General features: G+C 32.7%; 15 protein-coding genes. 9 read left to right on the top strand and 6 right to left on the bottom strand.

The window, feature by feature from the left end; all coding sequences use genetic code 11:
- The first annotated feature begins 256 nt into the window (after positions 1-256).
- On the top strand, positions 257-871 hold the full coding sequence (locus tag P6733_RS13730; RefSeq protein WP_306353488.1) for an NAD(P)H-dependent oxidoreductase: 615 nt from the start codon (positions 257-259) through the stop codon (positions 869-871).
- Between the two features lie 76 nt (positions 872-947).
- Here the strand turns inward: P6733_RS13730 and P6733_RS13725 are convergent, their stop codons facing one another.
- Positions 948-3,365 carry a S9 family peptidase gene (locus P6733_RS13725; RefSeq protein WP_306353487.1) on the bottom strand — a complete coding sequence of 806 codons (2,418 nt, stop codon included), beginning with the start codon at positions 3,363-3,365 and terminating at the stop codon, positions 948-950.
- Between the two features lie 493 nt (positions 3,366-3,858).
- On the opposite strand from P6733_RS13725, the gene P6733_RS13720 reads away from it, so the two are divergent.
- Together P6733_RS13720 and P6733_RS13715 are read left to right on the top strand one after the other, a co-directional pair.
- Positions 3,859-4,869, top strand: a complete 1,011-nt coding sequence (locus P6733_RS13720; RefSeq protein WP_306353486.1) for a 3-oxoacyl-ACP synthase III family protein — start codon at positions 3,859-3,861, stop codon at positions 4,867-4,869.
- A 17-nt stretch (positions 4,870-4,886) separates the two neighbouring features.
- Entirely contained in the window at positions 4,887-5,408 is a 522-nt protein-coding gene (locus P6733_RS13715; protein WP_306353485.1) for a L,D-transpeptidase family protein, read from the top strand.
- Between the two features lie 720 nt (positions 5,409-6,128).
- On the opposite strand, the gene P6733_RS13710 is transcribed toward P6733_RS13715, so the two are convergent.
- Complete coding sequence (locus tag P6733_RS13710; RefSeq protein WP_306353484.1) at positions 6,129-8,549, bottom strand: TonB-dependent receptor; 2,421 nt, start codon at positions 8,547-8,549, stop codon at positions 6,129-6,131.
- Between the two features lie 288 nt (positions 8,550-8,837).
- Between P6733_RS13710 and argS the strand changes: the two genes are divergently transcribed.
- The 6 genes from argS (at position 8,838) to P6733_RS13680 (ending at position 17,626) form a co-directional block, all read left to right on the top strand.
- Positions 8,838-10,613 carry an arginine--tRNA ligase gene (gene argS, locus P6733_RS13705; protein ID WP_306353482.1) on the top strand — a complete coding sequence of 592 codons (1,776 nt, stop codon included), beginning with the start codon at positions 8,838-8,840 and terminating at the stop codon, positions 10,611-10,613.
- Between the two features lie 18 nt (positions 10,614-10,631).
- A complete protein-coding gene (locus P6733_RS13700; protein ID WP_306353480.1) occupies positions 10,632-12,119 on the top strand; it encodes an SGNH/GDSL hydrolase family protein in 1,488 nt (495 codons plus the stop codon).
- Complete coding sequence (locus P6733_RS13695; protein ID WP_306353479.1) at positions 12,109-13,530, top strand: LysM peptidoglycan-binding domain-containing protein; 1,422 nt, start codon at positions 12,109-12,111, stop codon at positions 13,528-13,530. Before P6733_RS13700 ends, P6733_RS13695 begins: the two co-directional genes overlap by 11 nt.
- Before the next feature lie 29 nt (positions 13,531-13,559).
- Positions 13,560-15,215: an MBOAT family O-acyltransferase gene (locus tag P6733_RS13690; RefSeq protein ID WP_306353478.1), complete on the top strand. Its 1,656-nt coding sequence runs from the start codon at positions 13,560-13,562 to the stop codon at positions 15,213-15,215.
- Positions 15,216-15,328: 113 nt separating this feature from the next.
- Positions 15,329-16,666, top strand: a complete 1,338-nt coding sequence (gene ffh / locus P6733_RS13685) for a signal recognition particle protein (protein WP_306353477.1) — start codon at positions 15,329-15,331, stop codon at positions 16,664-16,666.
- Between the two features lie 72 nt (positions 16,667-16,738).
- Positions 16,739-17,626 (top strand): bifunctional 5,10-methylenetetrahydrofolate dehydrogenase/5,10-methenyltetrahydrofolate cyclohydrolase, encoded by an 888-nt coding sequence (locus P6733_RS13680; RefSeq protein ID WP_306353476.1) that lies wholly within the window; start codon positions 16,739-16,741, stop codon positions 17,624-17,626.
- Positions 17,627-17,690: 64 nt separating this feature from the next.
- On the opposite strand, the gene P6733_RS13675 is transcribed toward P6733_RS13680, so the two are convergent.
- The 4 genes from P6733_RS13675 to P6733_RS13660 form a co-directional block, all read right to left on the bottom strand.
- Complete coding sequence (locus tag P6733_RS13675) at positions 17,691-18,242, bottom strand: DUF6705 family protein (RefSeq protein WP_306353475.1); 552 nt, start codon at positions 18,240-18,242, stop codon at positions 17,691-17,693.
- 19 nt (positions 18,243-18,261) lie between these two features.
- Positions 18,262-18,846: a DUF6705 family protein gene (locus P6733_RS13670; RefSeq protein WP_306353474.1), complete on the bottom strand. Its 585-nt coding sequence runs from the start codon at positions 18,844-18,846 to the stop codon at positions 18,262-18,264.
- Between the two features lie 30 nt (positions 18,847-18,876).
- Positions 18,877-19,449: a DUF6705 family protein gene (locus P6733_RS13665; protein ID WP_306353473.1), complete on the bottom strand. Its 573-nt coding sequence runs from the start codon at positions 19,447-19,449 to the stop codon at positions 18,877-18,879.
- Between the two features lie 11 nt (positions 19,450-19,460).
- Positions 19,461-20,167: hypothetical protein (locus tag P6733_RS13660; protein ID WP_306353472.1), on the bottom strand; the 707-nt coding region annotated here is incomplete at its 5' end.

The following is a 20,167-nucleotide window of genomic DNA, read 5'->3' as shown; positions in this document are numbered from 1 at the left end:
TTATCAGATTGGCAACAATGAAGTTTTTTATGAAAACTTTAATCAAAGGGCTTTAAAAGTACAACATTGTTTTTGATGCAGAATAAAGCGGTTTCGTTTTTAACAAAAAATGGAAAGACAGTTGCAATGACTTTTTGAGATTATGGCAGTATAATAACATTATAATTATGATAGATATGTATTAGTTTAGTTATTTTTATAATACATATTTGCATCATACCTTTGTAGTGTACAATTCAATATAGAAGATTATACTATGAAAAAGATATTTGTAATTAATGCTAGTCAAGACTTTATGCACTCTGGAGGTGCTTTTAATACAACCCTTACGAATGTTACGAATGGTTTTTTTACGGCAAAAGAAGATTTTGAAGTAAAGGTAACGAATATTAAAGAGGGTTATGATTTGAAAGAGGAAGTAGCAAAGTATGTATGGGCAGATGTAGTGATTTATCACACAGCCATATGGTGGTTTGGCCTACCATTCGATTTTAAAAAATACATTGATAATGTTTTTACTGAAGGACATGATTCTGGAATATATAAAAGTGATGGACGTTCTTCGAGCAATCCGACGCGCAATTACGGGACGGGAGGGATGTTGCATGGGAGAGAATATATGTTAACAACAAGTTGGAATGCACCGAAAGAAGCATTTACAATTCCGGGAGAATTTTTTAATGAAAAGAGTGTAGATGAAGGAGTAATGTTTGGTTTTCATAGAATGAACGCATTTACTGGAATGACTCCATTAAAAAGTTTTCATTTCCATGATGTAGAGAAAAATCTAAATATTGATACAGCATTAACAGAGTATAATGCTCATTTAAATGAAGTATTTGTAAAGGAAACAGTAGTAGCAGTTTCCTAATATGGTGTTTGATTATACGCAAAAACGGTCGTCTAGTATTTTAGACGACCGTTTTTTTATGTAATAAATTGAATTATTATTTCTTGTTTTTCACATATTTTTCTAACCACTGATCCTGCTCCCATAATAGGTGTAAAATAGATTCAATAGCTGCATATCCATGACTTTCTTTTGGCAATAACACTAAACGTGTTGGTGCACCAAAACCTTTTAAAGCATTAAAATAACGCTCACTTTGCATTGGGAAAGTACCGGAGTTATTATCCGCTTCACCATGAATTAATAATAAAGGTGTTTTCATTTTGTCAGCATGCATGAATGGAGACATAGTGTTATAAATTTCTGGAGCTTCCCAGTAATTTCTTTCCTCACTTTGGAAGCCAAAAGGTGTTAACGTTCTGTTGTAAGCCCCACTACGAGCTATCCCAGCAGCAAACAAATCGGAATGCGTTAATAAGTTTGCAGTCATAAAAGCCCCATAAGAGTGACCACCTACAGCAACACGTTTTCTGTCGATATAACCTAATTTATCGACGGCATCAATCGCTGCTTTTGCATCAGCAACTAATTGTTCCATAAAAGTATCATTCGGCTCAGCTTTACCTTCACCAACAATTGGGAAAGCAGCATCGTCTAAAATAGCATAACCACGAGTTACCCAATATATAGGTGAACCATAATAAGGGAAAGTAAACTCATTTGGATTAGAAGTATTTTGACCAGCACTATTTTTATCCTTGTATTCTGTAGGATAAGCCCACATAATCATAGGTAATTTTTCTTTTTTCTTTTTGTCGTAACCAGCAGGTAAATATAATGTCCCTGTTAATTCTAAACCATCTGCTCTCTTATATGTAATTACTTCTTTTGTTACATTTTCGATTTTTTTGAATGGATTCTCAAAGCTTGTTATAGCAATAGGAGCGATTCGTTTTTTAAGATTGCGAACGTAGTAGTTTGGATATTCATTTTTAGATTCCAATTTCACTAATACTTCACCTTTTTTCTCATCCATTATAGAGATAATACTCTCTTTTTTGTCTGTATAAGCCGATTGATATAAACGAGTTTTCTTTTTTGTTTTAAGATTGATTTGGTCAATAAAAGGGAACTGTCCTTTATCGGTAAATCCAGCTCCTACAAGGTAAGCATTGTCATTATCTAAGTTTAAAACATTACGTCCCCATTGATTTCTTTTCGTTTTGAAAGAACCAGGGTCACTATATTGATCTTGGTAATTACGATCAAAAAGTACTTCTGGAGCTTTTGAAGCATTAGAAGGATTAAAGATGTATGTTTTGGTATTTCGTGTGTTCCACCAACTATCATTTAATAAAGCAATGTTGTCATCACCCCAAGTGATTCCAGCATAACGATTGATTGTTTTTACTAATTGTTTTGGTGTTCCAGTAAATGGCGCATCCAAAGTGTAAACTTGATCTCTAAATGGTACTTCAACAGCAGGATCACCATTGTCTAAGGCCTCTGCCCATACTAATGTAGCAGCCTTATCTGCTCTCCAAGAGATATTTCTTCTCCCTTTTTCTGTTGCCATAAAACCTTTAGGAAGGTCTTCAATAAGCGGTTTTTCATAGAAAAGTTGAATTAGTTTTCCATTAGCATCATAGATGTTCGTTGTAGTAGGGAAACGATCTAAAGTTACAATGTATGAAAATGGTTTATGAATTGTTTCAATCAATATATAATTTCCATCAGCAGAAAACTCTTCTCCAGAGTACATTGCTTTCTCTTTCCATAATGTTTTTTTACCATCCAGAGAAACTTTATATAATTCAGAAGTAGTTAATACTTCAAAGTTATTTTCGTCATTTTTATTTTTCAATAAATCTTGATAAGTTCTATTTTGAGCTTTAGAACCATCACTTACTGTTACAGTAGGTCCAGTAGGAATAGCATCGGCTGCTTTTACGATTGTTCCTCTCTGGGCAGGTAACATGCGAACCAATAAAGATTTACTATCTTTAAACCAGCTGATTGGATTTCCCATGTTTGCATTAGCAGTATCATCAGTGATTTTTTTTGCTGCACCGCTAGCAACATCAAAAATCCAAACTTCAACACCATTTTCTGTAGTGTTTGTAAAGGCTAATTTAGTTTCGTCTGGTGACCAACTTAAATTGGCTAGCTTAGCACTGGTTGGTAATCCTGCTGCTTGTTTAGCCGTTTTGTCTTTTAATTTTTTGTACTCAATATTGTTGATGTATCGTACAGTACTAGAAATATTCGTTTTTGGATTGATACGCAAACCTCCTAATTTCATTTCGTCTTCTGAGAGATCAGCGAGTGTTTTATACATATTACTGTATAAGAAAATCATGTTTTCATTTTTGCTATCAATAGAAACAGAAGGAGCTCTTTTTACATCGGCAAGTTCTAAGATTTCTTTTGGAGGTTTTTGATACGTTAGGTTTTCCTGTCCAAAAGCAACCCCGCTTATAAACAAGAAAATGAATGATTTTAAAAGTATTTTCATTGATTGAAATAGTTTAATGAATAAAGGCTTAAAAATACTAATACTGCATCATATATAGTAATTTAAATCTGTTAAAATTGGCAAGTAAAGATAGAATCTTTCAGAGAGTCTAAAGGTGTTATTATTAATCTGTTAATCGAATCCGTTTTTAAGTCAAAATCATTAAAATGTATATATTTTGACAATAATAGTGATGTGAAATTGCATAAAAAGATGCAGATGTGCTATGTATAGTAGTTTTAAATTATGTTGCTAATTACCTGTATTGTAGTGTGTTACTGTTGATTGTTTGGGAATTGCGCCAAGTAGATATAGTTTTTTCTTAACATATGTTAAAAAAATACCGAATACTATTTTATATTTGTCGGGAATTGTTTTCTAAAAATAAGGATTTAAATTACTAATAGTGAAATTTTTACTATCTTGTAGTATACTGTTTTAAAGTATGCTTAAATTTGCAAACTTATTTTTAACAAAAACATAAACAAAGACAATGTATCATTCAAAGATAAAAGGGTTAGGCTATTATGTTCCTGACAATGTTGTGACTAATGGAGATCTTTCTAAGATCATGGAGACTAATGATGAGTGGATTCAGGAGCGCACAGGGATAAAAGAAAGACGCCATGTTGTACCAGGCGGAGAAGATACGACCACTACAATGGGCGTTAAAGCTGCGAAAATTGCGATTGAGCGTGCTGGAATTGATAAAGATGATATCGATTTTGTAGTGTTTGCAACCTTAAGTCCAGATTATTATTTTCCAGGACCAGGGGTTTTAGTACAAAGAGATTTAGGTTTAAAGACTGTAGGAGCATTAGATGTTCGAAATCAATGTTCTGGTTTTATATATGCATTATCTGTTGCCGATCAATACATCAAAACAGGAATGTACAAGAATATTCTAATCATTGGGTCTGAACTTCATTCTACAGGATTGGATATGACTACAAGAGGTAGAGGCGTATCTGTTATTTTTGGTGACGGAGCTGGAGCTGCTATTCTAAGCAGAGAAGAAGATACAACGAAAGGGATTCTTTCTACACATTTACATTCGGAAGGACAACATGCAGAAGAATTATCATTGATTGCTCCTGGAATGGGAAAAAGATGGGTTACAGATATTATTCGTGATAATGATCCGAATGATGAATCTTATTATCCTTATATGAATGGACAATTTGTATTTAAAAATGCCGTTGTACGTTTCAGTGAAGTGATTATGGAAGGATTACAAGCGAATAATTTGCAGGTTTCTGATATTGATATGCTTATACCACATCAAGCGAACCTTAGAATCTCTCAATTTATTCAACAAAAATTTCAATTGCGTGATGACCAAGTTTATAATAATATTATGAACTACGGAAACACTACTGCTGCTTCAATTCCAATTGCTTTAACAGAAGCATGGGAGCAAGGTAAAATCAAAGAAGGAGACACTGTTGTTTTGGCGGCGTTTGGAAGTGGTTTTACTTGGGGAAGTGCAATTATTAAATGGTAAAAAAAATAGTATTTTAAATGAAAATTCGGAAAATCATGCTTTGGATATTAGTCTTATTGATTTCTGGATTTCTAGTTTATTATTATTACCCCGAAACAAAATTACCTGAGAATACCACAGTAGATCACCTTGTTGTTTATAAAAGTAAGCGACAGTTATTGGCATTTTCTGAAGGAAAACTTTTAAAAGTATATAAAATTTCCTTAGGAAAAAATCCCATTGGACATAAAGAATTTGAAGGAGACAATAAAACTCCTGAAGGAATATATTATATAGAAGATCGAAATCCAAAAAGTGGATATCATAAAAATTTAGGCATTTCTTACCCTAATGAACAGGATAAAGAAAAGGCAAAAAAAGCAGGGAAACCCAGTGGAGGGGATATTAAAATTCATGGAATTAGAAATGGTGCTGGATACATCAATAAAATTCAAAGGTGGTCCGATTGGACTGCGGGCTGTATAGCATTGACCAATTCTGAAATTGACGAATTGTATCAAGCTGTAAAGATTGGATCAAAAATTGAAATCTATCCATAAAGTTATAAAAGACTCAAGTACAAAAAGACCGGAGCGTATTTCTCCGGTCTTTTCTTTCTAATCAAACATATTTAAAATGCAACTTTAAATACAAGTTTTAAGACATACCTCCATTGCCTTGTTTTGTGCTATCTTATTTTGTTATCTACACTTCAATTTACCTACTAATGAGATAATTTATACGCTCGTATAGATTCTAATTTTTTTTTTAAGTTGTGACTAATGAACACTATTGTCTAGAGTTCGTTCACTTTATTATTATGGCTCAAAAAGTGTCATAGATTTTACTATAGCACTTATAATTATCATAAGGTTTTTACTTCTTTAAATGAGGTCAATAAGGAGCTAGTTCGATTCTTCGTATTGAGCTCGAAAAGTTACAACTATACTCAAGAGTAGATAAGGGGTGATTTAGAATTCATTTTAGTCCGTTTTTTGATTGATGATTGATGATGGGGTATTTTCTCAAAGCTTTCACTAATCGGGAAGTACTAGTAAAAGCTTTAAAAAAGAACCGTACTATAACGACTGTTAAAAAAATGAAATGTTACAGTTAGAAGAGAAATATTTTCATTTTTTTAATAAAGTGAAAAAGTAATGGCAAATTAAGAAGGAAAGAAGAAGAGAATAGGTAATGCTTGAATACAAAAAAACCGGAGCGTATTCCTCCGGTCTTTTCTTTCTAATCAAAATTATTTAAATGCAACTTTAAATACGGGTTTAAAACATACCTCCACTTCCTTGTTTGGTGTTGTCATCTCTCTGTTTACGCTGTAAACTCCTGTTCTTTCCACCACCAAATAAGTAATTTATTCCAATAAATACGGATTGACTCTCCCAAGTAAATTGGCCCCTTTGTGGATAAGGATTTTGTGAATCAAAAGCATATTTCATTGAATTAAAGACATCATTAAAACGAACACTCATTGTAAGTTTGTCTTTAAGAAGGCTATAACGTCCACCTACGTCAATTTTTTTCATTTCTTTTCCATTGTTCTGAATTCCATTTACGGGACCTCTATAGAAACCAAAGACTAAGAAACGTAAACTCTTTGTAGCTTTGAAATTACTGTTCAAACGAGCGTTGAAAGCAGCTACATCTACTTCTTTTTGTACGAATTCGAAATCGTTTGTATTCGTATTTCGCATAGATACTAAACCTTTTTGTGAGATATTCGAGAAATCTACACTTGGGTTAATATCCCACCAAGAATTAATTTTATAATTTGCTGATACCTCAAATCCATAAGCAGTATTGTTGTCAAAGTTTGCGAAACTCATGATTTGACCATTTTCAACACTTGGATCCGGATACAATATACGGTTAATTTCTGCATTAATTGCTCTATAATAAATACCCGCTGTAACCGATCCTTTAGATAAAGTTCTTGTGTAGTTTAATTCTACAGAATTTGTGAACTGAGGATCTAATTTTGGATTACCAATAGAGGTTACCAGTGGAGTAGAAAACTCTCTTAATGGTTTAGTTTGTGAAGCACTTGGTCTATCTACACGTCTGCTGTAACTCAATTGGAATTGGTTTTTCTCAGTAGGAGTATAGGTAAGATATGCAGATGGGTAAACTGTTAGGTAATCATCTTTATAAGCACTATTGTTATTTAATAAAGCATTTACTTTATAGCTTTCCATACGAGCACCCACTTGATAGCTGAATTTCTCAAATTTTTGACCATAAGTAGCATACAATGAATAAATGTCTACATCATAGTTGTAAATTGAATTTTGCTTTGATGGATCGGTAACGATTGGATTACCCGTAATGTAGTGATTTTCATTACGCATGTATCTCGCTTCTGCACCCAACTCTAAATTAGTCTTCTCATTTAAAGGATTAACATAATCTAAGTTCACTGTAGTAAGCTTACTCTTATCATTTAAGAAATCCTGATAATCAATAAATGTTGAAGGAGCTGTATAAGTTGTCGTGTTGAAACCTGCATCCTGAGCTTGTTTATTGATGTTGTGATTTACCTCTAAGTCTAATGTATGACCTTCTTTTTCAAATAAATGCTTGAAAGCTAAGTTGTAAGAGTTATTTTTTCCTTTTGTATGATAAGTAGAATTTTGGAAGATATTAGGAATTGCTCCAACTCCTCCTTGAGGATAAGTGATAAACGTATTTACAATACCATCACCCGTTATTGAGTTTTGGTTAGTATATACTGATAAAGTGTTTTTATCATTGATATAATAATCCATTCCAATTTTATAAATGTAAGAATCATTATCATTCAGGATATCCAATGCTTGTGTAGAATTATTATCCATTCTGCTGATAAAACCTTCATTTGCATATTTTCCAAATGTTTTACCATAGTTACCAAAGAAATTTACTTTTCCTTGACGGTAATTCATGTCCAATGAGTTGTTGAATTTTGGTGTTTTACCTAAGGTGATACCAGCATTCAAGTTCCCATTAAATCCATCGTTAGAATTTTTGTGTAAAACGATGTTAATGATCCCAGACATTCCTTCAGGATTGTATTTTGCACTTGGGTTAGTAATTAACTCAATCTTTTTAATAGACGAAGAAGGGATTTGTTTTAATAACTGACCCGCATCCATATTAGTAGGTCTTCCGTCAATTAATACACGCACATTCGTGTTACCACGTAAAGAAAGTTTACCATCCTGATCTACATTCACAGAAGGAATGTTATTCATGATTTCTGATGCCGTTGCACCAGCAGTAGTTAAATCTTTACCAACATTGATAATTTTACGATCAATTTTTTGTTCAATAGTAGAACGTTCTGCTACAACACTCACGCTGTTTAGCATCGTTGCTTCTTCTTCTAGAGCGATTTGCTTTAGTGTAACACTCTTATCACCACTTTCTAAATTTACAGCGATTACAGAACTTTTATATCCTATATACTGTATCTCGACAGTGTAATTTTTTAATGGAAGATTTTTGATTTGAAAATTTCCATTGTCCTCTGTGATTCCTCCATTAACGTTAGCTTTTGGATTACCTACTTCTTTAATTATAACAGTAGCATATCCAATCGGGGCCTTTGTTGATTTGTCAACAACATTTCCTGAAATGGAACCTGTGCTCTGTGCGTTTGAAGTAAACACCGCGCCAAAAATTAATAATAAGAATAATTGTAGTTTCATTTTTGTTTGTTTGATTATGATTGATAGGGCAAATATATATCTTTTTAGGCTACTTTGTTAAACATAGTACTATTTTATGCAATGTTTAACATTTCTATAACAATTTTTAAAAACGTTATCATATACTAGACACAATTCAGGGAAAAATGTTACAAGTATTTTCAAAAAAAATGAAATTGTTTTCAAAAAAAATATAAAGTACTGATAATTAAGGTGTAATTATATTAATTACAAATTTTCAAATTGCTACAATATACATATCTTTGCACCCTTAAAATAAACTATAATATGACCTTATCACAGATACTTACACCCCAAATAGAGAAAGCTATTCAGTCCTTATTCGCAATTACTATTGATAAAGTTGAATTTCAAACTACGCGTAAGGAATTTGAAGGTGATATTACTATGGTGATTTTTCCTCTTTTGAAAGTAGTGAAGAGTAATCCAGTAGAGTTAGGAAATAAGATTGGACAATACCTCGTAGAGAATGTTATAGAGGTAGAACGTTATAATGTAGTATCTGGTTTTTTGAATATTGTAATATCAGATCAGTACTATCTTAACTTTTTTAATGCAATTAAGAATGATAATCAGTATGGTTTTGTAACACCAAAGGAAGAGGACATGGCTGTAATGGTAGAGTATTCTTCTCCAAATACAAATAAACCTTTACACTTAGGACACGTTAGAAATAATCTATTAGGTTATTCGGTTGCAGAAATAATCAAAGCTTCAGGGAAGAAAGTATATAAAACTCAAATCATAAACGATAGAGGGATACATATTTGTAAATCCATGTTGGCTTGGCAAAGATTCGGTAACGGAGCTACTCCAGAAAGCACAGGATTAAAAGGAGATAAATTAGTAGGAAATTATTATGTAGCTTTTGATAAAGCATATAAAGAAGAAATAGCAGTATTAATGACTTCTGGTAAAACAGAAGAAGAAGCAAAAAAACAAGCACCTATATTATTAGAAGCTCAAGAAATGCTTTTGAAGTGGGAAGCAGGAGATTCTGAAGTTATTGCACTTTGGAAAAAAATGAACCAATGGGTATACGATGGATTTGCGGTAACATATAAAAATCTTGGAGTTGACTTCGATAAGAACTATTATGAAAGTGATACCTATCTATTAGGTAAAGATGTAGTTCAAATGGGACTTGAGAAAGGCGTTTTCTATAGAAAAGAAGATTCATCCGTATGGATTGACTTAACAGCAGATGGCTTAGATGAAAAAATTGTATTGCGTAGTGATGGTACTTCAGTGTATATGACACAAGATATTGGTACGGCAATTCAACGTTTTAAAGATTTTGATATTAATGCTTTGACCTATACGGTAGGAAACGAACAAGATTATCACTTTAAAGTATTATTCCTAATTCTGAAAAAATTAGGATTCGAATGGGCTGACAATTTATACCACCTGTCATACGGAATGGTAGACTTACCATCTGGAAAAATGAAAAGTAGAGAAGGAACAGTAGTTGATGCAGACGATTTAATGCGTGAAATGACTGAAACAGCTCAAAATATTTCAGAAGAATTAGGAAAGTTAGAAAGCTATACTAAAGAAGAAAAAGCCGCACTATATAATACGATTGGTCTAGGAGCATTGAAATACTATATCTTGAAAGTAGATCCAAAAAAACGTATACTTTTTAATCCAGAAGAATCAGTAGATTTTGCAGGAAATACAGGGCCATTCATTCAATATACATACGCCCGTATCCAATCAATTATAAGAAAAGCAGCTTTCGACTTTGAAAATGCTACACCTACAGTTGAATTGCATGAAAAAGAAAAAGAATTGTTGAAGCAAATAGCTTTATTTCCAGAGGTAATTCAAACGGCTGCACAAAATCATAGTCCTGCATTAATTGCAAACTATACGTATGATTTAGTGAGAGAGTATAACTCGTTTTATCAGATGGTCCCTATATTAGGCTCAGAAAATCAACAAGAAAAGACATTTAGAGTCCAACTTTCCAAGAAAGTAGCCGATATTATAAAATTGGCCTTTGGTTTGTTAGGCATCCAGGTACCAGAAAGAATGTAATTTTTATATCCAGTTTTTGTGAATCAATCAGAATCAAAATCATATTTTTTCCAATCCTTTGGAATAGTATTACTATCAGCAATCATTTTTGTTGGTATAAAAGAAGTTTTACCGAAAAAGATTTTCTCCGAAAAGGCCGGTGCTACTAAGAATGTGGTAGTGGATAGCTTAATGCTTGAAGCCGTAGCAGCTCAGGAAAAAGAAGAGAAAGTAGACAAGTTGGCACCCGATACTTTATCCAAAGAACCAATTGTTTTTAAAGAAACAGAAGGTATTCAATTTCCTACGGAGAAATTTGAAAGCTATAAAGGATATCAGTATTTGGTTAATTTCTATGAAAAATTATACCAATTAGAAACTCAACAAAAAGGGAATGTACGTATTGCCTATTTTGGAGATTCCATGACCGATGGAGATATGATTGTGCAGGATTTGCGTAATAATTACCAAGAAGTATACGGCGGTAGAGGAGTTGGATTTGTATCAATAACTTCTGAGTCTGCGGGATCAAGAGGAACAATTAGCCATCAATTTTCTCCAAACTGGAAAACACAATCTTATCTAAATGTAAAAAGACCAATTAAGCCATTTGGAGTAAATGGACATGTGTTTTTTACAAAAGATACCATAAAGTCAACATGGGTTCAGTATAAAGCAAACAATACTCGATTTGCAACAAGCTTAGATAATCCAACCTTATTTTATGGTAGTTCAAATAATAAACGTGGATCAATATCTGTTGCAATAGATAAGGATACTGTAAAAGTAATAAAGAAACTATTGCCTAATAATCTACTGAATACTGTAGCAATAACACCAAACAGTATTAAAGGTTTGAAAGTGAATTTTGTACATACTGATTCCATTCCATTCTACGGATTTAATTTTGATGACGGAAGAGGAGTACACATTGATAACTTTTCTAATAGAGGAAACTCAGGATTACCAATCAGTACTTTCAATACAAACTTAATGCGTGCTTTCAATGATAAATTAGGCTACGATTTAATTGTATTGCACTACGGAACCAATGTATTGAATTATGGATCTTATAATTATGATTGGTACGATAGAAGTATGTCTAGAGTTGTGGAGCACTTGAAAGAATGCTTCCCTGGAGTATCAATATTGATTATTTCTACGGCAGATAAAGCGTCAAAATACGAAATGGAAATGAAAACCGATTCGGCAGTAGCACCATTATCAGTAGCCCAAAAGAAATATGCAATCAAAACGGGATCTAGTTTTGTGAATCTATACACTCTAATGGGAGGAGATGGTTCTATGGTAAAATGGGTAGACGAACAACCGGCTATGGCCAATAAAGATTATACTCACTTTAACTTTAGAGGGGCTAAAAAAGTTGCAGGAATGATTTACAATCAGTTGAATGAAGGGTATATAGAATACAAAGAATTAAGAAAGAAGAAGCAAGCAGCTATAATTGCGGTGGAGAAGAAGAATGATACGATCCATCCTAAACGAGATTCAACACATGTGGAATAAGCTCACGATTTGTTTATTTTTTGTTTTTGCAAGTTTAAATCTAACGGCGCAAGATTTGGATTCCATAGCTATTGTGGATTCCATAGCAGTTGTAGATACAATTATTGCACGACCAGAAAATAAAATTATAAATACACCTGCATTAGAACCTTTTTTTAGGAAACTGTTAGAATTACAGAAAACGAAAAAAGGAAAGATTAATATCGTACATATTGGAGATTCCCACATTCAAGCCGATTTTATAAGTGGGACGGTGCGCGACAGTATGCAGAAAAACTTTGGAAATGCCGGAAGAGGGCTAGTTTTTCCACATTCATTAGTGAAAACCAATGGAATTTGGGATGTTCGATTCTCTTCCAATTTAAAATGGGAGAGTTACAGAAATATATATCCAGTAGTAGGAAATCCAGTAGGGCTAAGTGGGATTGCATTATTTACAAAATCAAAAGACTTTGCTTTAGAAATTAATGTAAAACAATCCGTTAGTTATTTCCAAACTATAAAGGTGATTACGCCGAAAAACAGGAATATGTTTGATTTGGCGACAACCTCTAGAACAGTTGTTTTAGAATCTAGTCAACCAAAGAAGATATCACACAAAGTTCGAAAAGGAGAAGCGCTATCAATTATTGCCGATAAATACAATGTCTCTGTTGCAGCCATAAAGAAAGCAAACAATTTAAAATCCAATAATATTCGTTTTGGGAAATCCTTAAAGATACCAACAAACGAGATGGAGAGAAAATCGGTGGAACGATCAGAATTTATTCCTTTTGAAATGACTTCAGATGCCAATTCGCATTTTTATAAAAGTGAAACTCCAATTAGTAAAATCTATTTATTGCCGAACAAAGAAGAAAGTGAATATGCTCTAAATGGAATTGTATTAGAAAACAATGAAGCAGGAATAATCTATCATACAATCGGTGTAAATGGAGCTAAAATTTCGGATTATACGAAATATCCAATGTTCTTTGAACAGCTAAAAGCATTACAACCCGATTTAGTGATTCTATCATTAGGAACAAACGAATCCTTCGATAAACTAATTACAACAGACTATATGGGTCAGATGAAATTGTTTTTGGAAGATTTAAAAAAAGAAAATATTACAGCCCCAGTATTAGTGACAACGCCACCACCCTCTTTATTTCAACGTAAATACCCCAATGTTTTTGTAGCCGACTATACACAAGAAACTTTAGCAAAAGCAGCTGATATGTCTGTTTCAGTTTGGGATTTATTTAGTTTGTTTGGTGGATTATATGGTGTAGATCAAAATTTTAGAAATGGCCTGATGGCTTCCGATAAAGTACATTATTCTAAACAAGGTTATATAATGCAAGGAAATCTCCTGAACGAAGCGATTATGAATGCGTATTACAGTTTTAAAAATCCTATACAAAATTGATACAGTTAGCCGACCTCCAAAATTGGTTTATGACCAATTTCTCTTTCACGATTGAGGATGTACAAAGATGGATTACTTATAATCCCAAAGAACCATTGCTGTTTAATACAGGATTGTTCTTAGGTATATTTTTGATTTTCTACAGTGTTTATATTTTTACAAGAAAGACCTTCCATTTGCGATTAGTCTATGTAATTCTATTCTCATTATTTTTCTATTACAAATCTAGTGGGATTTACTTCCTACTGCTCATCTTGTCGTCTGTTGTCGATTATTCCCTGAGTAGTGTGATTTATAAAGAAGAACGCAAAGGATGGCGTAGTCTCTATCTGTGGATCAGTGTGATTTTGAATCTGAGTCTTTTAGGCTATTTTAAATATACAAACTTCCTAATAGGAACCTATAATGATTTGTTCCAAGGACATTATGCATTCCATGATATTCTATTGCCAGTAGGAATTTCATTCTATACATTTCAATCGATTAGTTATATCATCGAGATATACCGTAAAGAAATTGAACCAACTAATAACTACGTAGAATATTTATTTTTCGTTTCATTTTTCCCGCAATTAGTTGCTGGACCCATTGTAAGAGCGAAGGATTTCTTACCGCAAATTTATCAAAAACTGAATTTGACCAGAGCAGACGTTAACGCTGCCTTATTCTTGATTATTGGTGGTTTATTGAAAAAAACATTAATATCAGATTACATCTCCATTAATTTTGTAGACCGTGTATTTGATGCGCCCAATAGTTATACGGCCTTTGAAAACTTAATGGCATCCTATGGATATGCAATTCAAATTTATTGTGATTTTTCTGGATATTCAGATATGGCCATTGGAGTAGCGTTATTGTTAGGATTCCGATTACCAACCAACTTTAGAACGCCTTATCAATCCGTTTCGATTACAGAATTCTGGAGAAGATGGCACATCTCATTATCCACATGGTTAAAAGATTTTCTTTATATCTCAGTAGGAGGAAACCGTAATGGATCATTTGCAGGATTCCTATTTCCAACATTATTCTTTGCAGGATTAATAGCATGGGGTATTTATTATCAGGCAACGAGTATTGTTCCATTAGTAGTGAGTGTAGCTGCAACAATCGTGTTTATACTAACATTTTTATTGTCGAAAGAACGCAACCGTACAATGTATACCAATGTCAATTTAATGACAACAATGTTATTAGGAGGATTATGGCATGGAGCAAGCTTACGTTTTATTATATGGGGAGCATTACATGGAATCGCATTAGCAGTACATAAAATATTCATCGAATTTTTTCCAACCAAAAAAGACAGTAAGAAAACAGTATGGACTTATATTGTAACGGCATTATCAGTACTATTAACGTTCCATTTTGTAGTGTTCTGTTGGTTGTTTTTTAGAGCAAAAGATTTTTCAACAGCTTTACAGATCATCAATAATATTGGGCAGTTAGAGTTTAATATTCAACACTGGATTACAATTATTGAAGGATACCGCAATGTATTTTTAGTGATGTTACTAGGATATGTATGGCACTTTTTACCCGCTAAGGCCGTAGACTTTTTACGCGATGGATTCTCAGCAATGCCTATGCTTGTAAAAGCAGCAATATTAGCCTTAGTATATTGGGTCGTTTACGCAACAGCAACGAGCGGACCACAACCATTTATTTATTTTCAGTTTTAAAAGAATAATTTTTATATAATATAAGGTTGAGATACGCTAATTTTTCAAAGTGATTAATTTTCAAATTGTTTAATTAGCGTATCTTTGCCATTCAATAAAAGACAGATACAATTATGTTTGATAATTTAAGTGATAAGTTAGACAAAGCCTTTCATATACTGAAAGGACATGGGAAAATTACCGAAGTAAACGTAGCCGATACTTTAAAAGAAGTACGTCGTGCTCTTTTAGATGCCGATGTTAACTTTAAAATAGCGAAAGAATTTACGACTAAAGTAAAAGAAAAAGCTATTGGACAAGACGTTTTAACAACTTTACAACCAGGTCAATTATTAGTTAAGTTAGTCAAAGACGAATTGACTGAATTAATGGGTGGAGATGCAGCAGGAATTAACCTGTCTGGAAATCCAACTGTAATATTGATGTCAGGTTTACAAGGTTCTGGAAAAACAACTTTTTCTGGAAAATTGGCAAATTACCTTCAAACAAAGAAAAACAAAAAACCATTATTAGTTGCCTGTGATATTTACAGACCAGCGGCTATTAATCAGTTGCATGTTGTAGGAGAACAAATTGGTGTTCCAGTATACTCTGAAGAAGGAAATAGAAATCCTGTAGAAATTGCTCAAAATGCAATTAAGCATGCTAAGGCAAATGGATTCAATGTTGTGATTGTCGATACGGCAGGTCGTTTGGCTGTAGATGAAGAGATGATGACAGAAATTGCAAATGTTCATAAAGCAATTCAACCACAAGAAACATTATTTGTGGTCGATGCAATGACAGGACAAGATGCTGTAAATACTGCAAAAGCATTCAATGATATATTAAACTTTGATGGAGTTATATTAACGAAATTAGATGGTGATACTCGTGGTGGAGCTGCGATATCAATTAAATCGGTCGTTAATAAACCAATCAAGTTTATCGGTACGGGAGAGAAAATGGATGCAATAGACATTTTCTACCCAATTCGTATGGCGGAACGTATCTTAGGGATGGGTGACGTTGTCTCTTTGGTAGAAAGAGCTCAAGAGCAATTTGATGAAGAAGAAGCTAGAAAATTACAAAAGAAAATTGCGAAGAATGAATTCGGTTTCGATGACTTCTTAACGCAAATTCAACAGGTGAAGAAAATGGGTAACATGAAAGACTTAGTCGGAATGATCCCAGGTGCTGGAAAAGCATTAAAAGATGTAGAAATTGAAGATGATGCATTCAAACATATTGAAGCAATTATTCATTCAATGACACCTACAGAGAGAAGCAAGCCAGCAACAATCGATGTAAAAAGAAAAACAAGAATTGCAAAAGGATCAGGAACTTCAATCCAACAGGTAAATCAATTGATGAAACAGTTTGACCAAATGAGCAAAATGATGAAAATGATGCAAGGATCTGGAGGGAAAAACTTAATGAGAATGATGGGTGGAATGAAAGGAATGAGATAATAAATTTCCAACATAGCAACAAACAACAACAACACAATTATATAGAATACCTAACTACAAACAACCCTTGAAATGCAGCTATTAGACGGAAAAAAAGTTTCTGACGACATTAAAAATGAAATTACTGCCGTAGTGCAGGAAATGAAAGACAATAATGAAAAAGTACCACATTTGGCCGCTATTATTGTTGGAAACGATGGAGCAAGTTTAACGTACGTAGGAAGTAAAGTAAAAGCATGTGAGCGTGTAGGTTTTGAATCTACATTAGTAAAAATGCCAAGCACAACTTCTGAAACAGAATTGCTTAAAAAAATAAAAGATTTGAATGAAGATGATGCGATTGACGGTTTTATCGTTCAATTACCATTACCGGAACAAATCGATACACAAAAAGTATTAATGGCCATTGATCCAAGTAAAGATGTGGATGGTTTTCATCCAGAGAATTTTGGTAAAATGGCATTAGATATGACGACTTTTATTCCAGCAACTCCCTTTGGGATTTTGGAATTATTAGAACGTTACAATGTTGAAACAGCTGGTAAACATACTGTAGTAATTGGACGTAGCCATATTGTAGGTCGCCCAATGAGCATCTTAATGGGTCGAAAAGGATTTCCTGGAAACTCAACCGTTACTTTGACACACAGTCATACCAAGAACATTACACAAATTACAAGTCAAGCCGATATTATTATTACAGCATTAGGAGTTCCAAACTACCTAAAAGCAGAAATGGTAAAAGACGGAGCAGTAATTATTGATGTGGGTATTACTAGAGTAGCAGATGAAAATGCAGAAAGAGGTTATGTGATTACTGGAGATGTAGATTTCCAAAACGTAAGCAAAAAAGCATCCTTTATTACGCCAGTGCCAGGAGGAGTAGGACCAATGACCATTGCGATGCTTCTTAAAAATACATTATTAGCCAGAGAGCAAAAAAGATTAAAAAATCTATAATACAAAAAAGCCCTAAACATTTGTTTAGGGCTTTTTATTTATTTTTTAGTTCATTTATATTAAATTACTGCTTTGTTAAAATAATACCTGTTGGGATTGAAAAAGTTCTATCTTTTTTTGGCTTTGGTTCACCTGGTAAAACAACTGTTATTCCTCCTGGAATATTATTTAATGTCATTCTAGCTTGATTATTACCTAATAATTCGAATTCTATGTATATATTCTTCATTTTAATCATATCATAGGAGCTAAAACTAATGGAAGTTTCATTGGTTGGAGTACCTGCTTTACGATAACCATCCATTGCAGAGTTTGATATTACATTATTCCCTCCTTTATCATAAGAGTATTCTAGTTGGAGTTTATCTATATGAATATCTAATAGAGCATTAAATGTCTTTTTTATTGCTATTTTGATTGTAAAGCTTTCATTTCCATTTTTGTATTCCCATAAGCCTTCAAAAGGTTTGCTTTTTTCAATCTCTTCTGAAAATCTGTAATAGTCGCCCTTTTTTAATTCGGGAATCTCTCCTTTTTTGAGGATTATTACTTTTTCTTGCCCATGTAGTATACAACTACATAAAAATAGTAAAGAAAAACATATATACTTTTTCATTGGTTTTTATAAAAACTTATTATTCAGTTATTTTATTAGAATTTTGTTTCGTTAAAATAATACCTGTTGGAATTGAAAAGGTCATATCTTTTTTTGGCTTTGGATCATTTGGTGAAATAATTGTTATCCCTCCAGGCCAGTTTGTTAAAGTCATTTTAACTTTATTTTCACCTAATAATTCTAAATTTATATCAATCCCTTTCTTTTTTACCATATCATAAGACATAAAGCTAGCTTTATTTTCATTATTCTCTATAATATTCCCTATTTTACTATTGTCTTTCCTTGTTTTGTTTGATATAATCTGTCCATTTCCTTTGTCATAGGAAAATTCTAATTGTAGTTTATCTAAATAAAATTCAAATTTTGGAATCAATGTTTTTTCCATGGTTATTTTAATGATAAAACTTTCGTTTCCGTTTTTATATTCCCAAACTCCTTCAAAAGGTTTCCCTCTTTCTATTTCTTCTGGAATTTTGTAATAATTACCTTTTTTGAATTTTGTTAATGGCTCTCCTTTTTTATGTATTATTACTTTTTCTTGCCCATGTATTACACAACTAGATAAAAACACTATTATTAGAAAACCTATATACTTTTTCATTGATTTATATAAAAGATAAAGTCATTATTGTTACTCAGTTACTTTATTAGAATTCTTCTTTGTTAAAATAATATCCATTGGCATAGAAAATGATCGATCTAACGTTTTACCTCCTCTACCGTCACTTCCATTGATTACAATAGTTTCCTTATTTCCTAATTTCCATTGTAGCAGATTATTGTTTTGTAATTCTAAATTTAATATTCCAGACTTGTCTTTTGTAATATCATAAAAACTACTAAAACTGGCTTTATTTTGTTTTTCATAACTTACATTTCCATAACTGTATTTTGTTGTATCACAACTAATCTCTATTCCATTTTTCTCATAACAGTAATAAATATGTAACATATCCAAATATACATCGGGACCCTTTAAAAAAGTTTTCCCATATTCGATTTTGATTTCAAAGATATCTTTTCCATTTTTATAAACCCACGTTCCTATAAAAGGCTTTGATCGCTCTTTCGTTTCTTCACTTTTATAATAAACCCCCTTTTCTAACTTACCGATATCTTTTCCTTTTTTATATTCAATTACCTTTTGAGCATATATAAAATTACCACTTAGAGCTATTAATATTATAACGAGTATATTTTTCATTTGTTTATATTTTAATTACAATTACTTAGTTGAATATTACCATTAACCTCTTTAATGTTTTTCCATGAATTAAAATCATCGTTATTTCCTTTCATTAATTTTAATCCTGAACTTTCTAATGCTTTTAACAAAGCTAACTCTCGAGATTCAATTTCTGATTTGTTAAATGTTATATTATTTATATCGTAATAATTATTATAATAATTCTCTAAGTCTTTAATTCCTAAATCAGAACTTAGATTCGTACTTCCAAAGTTACTAAAGGTCGACGTATTATCAATCATTATCACATACGAGGTGCCATGACTGGACACAACTCCTGCGGTAAACGTCGATGTATTCTGGATATTACCGCCTTGATACAATTGATAAATGGCTTTTATATCGGCTATTGAAAATGAAGAATAACCAATTCCAACATGGGTATGCAAATATCCACTAATGGGACTTGTGGGTAAAAGTTCTATTAGATGTTCATTGGGATCTCCTTGAACAGTCGTATAACTAGTAGAAGTTCCATTTGTAGTCATTAAAAATCCTGTTTCATAATTTACGTTTAGGCTTGCTTTTAGTTCATTTAATTTCCCTTTGAATTCTGCATCATTTGCCTTCTTCTTCATCTCTTTACAAGGAGTAGTTGCTGCTTCCTCAGGATTATTTCCTGCTCCGCCACTGCTTCCGCCATAATTCCACCATCCAGAATTAGAAGGATTTGAAT

This window comes from Flavobacterium aerium, assembly GCF_030766725.1.
GTDB classification, from domain to species: domain Bacteria; phylum Bacteroidota; class Bacteroidia; order Flavobacteriales; family Flavobacteriaceae; genus Flavobacterium; species Flavobacterium aerium.
This window is presented reverse-complemented; position numbering and strand designations above follow the sequence as displayed.

Excerpts from the sequence above, each read along its gene's own strand:
- P6733_RS13675 (WP_306353475.1), bottom strand. The coding sequence starts at position 18,242 with ATGAAAAAGTATATATGTTTTTCTTTACTATTTTTATGTAGTTGTATA.
- P6733_RS13690 (WP_306353478.1), top strand. The coding sequence starts at position 13,560 with ATGACCAATTTCTCTTTCACGATTGAGGATGTACAAAGATGGATTACT.
- P6733_RS13670 (WP_306353474.1), bottom strand. The coding sequence starts at position 18,846 with ATGAAAAAGTATATAGGTTTTCTAATAATAGTGTTTTTATCTAGTTGT.
- P6733_RS13715 (WP_306353485.1), top strand. The coding sequence starts at position 4,887 with ATGAAAATTCGGAAAATCATGCTTTGGATATTAGTCTTATTGATTTCT.
- P6733_RS13680 (WP_306353476.1), top strand. The coding sequence starts at position 16,739 with ATGCAGCTATTAGACGGAAAAAAAGTTTCTGACGACATTAAAAATGAA.
- P6733_RS13720 (WP_306353486.1), top strand. The coding sequence starts at position 3,859 with ATGTATCATTCAAAGATAAAAGGGTTAGGCTATTATGTTCCTGACAAT.
- P6733_RS13665 (WP_306353473.1), bottom strand. The coding sequence starts at position 19,449 with ATGAAAAATATACTCGTTATAATATTAATAGCTCTAAGTGGTAATTTT.
- argS (WP_306353482.1), top strand. The coding sequence starts at position 8,838 with ATGACCTTATCACAGATACTTACACCCCAAATAGAGAAAGCTATTCAG.
- P6733_RS13730 (WP_306353488.1), top strand. The coding sequence starts at position 257 with ATGAAAAAGATATTTGTAATTAATGCTAGTCAAGACTTTATGCACTCT.
- P6733_RS13695 (WP_306353479.1), top strand. The coding sequence starts at position 12,109 with ATGTGGAATAAGCTCACGATTTGTTTATTTTTTGTTTTTGCAAGTTTA.
- ffh (WP_306353477.1), top strand. The coding sequence starts at position 15,329 with ATGTTTGATAATTTAAGTGATAAGTTAGACAAAGCCTTTCATATACTG.
- P6733_RS13710 (WP_306353484.1), bottom strand. The coding sequence starts at position 8,549 with ATGAAACTACAATTATTCTTATTATTAATTTTTGGCGCGGTGTTTACT.
- P6733_RS13725 (WP_306353487.1), bottom strand. The coding sequence starts at position 3,365 with ATGAAAATACTTTTAAAATCATTCATTTTCTTGTTTATAAGCGGGGTT.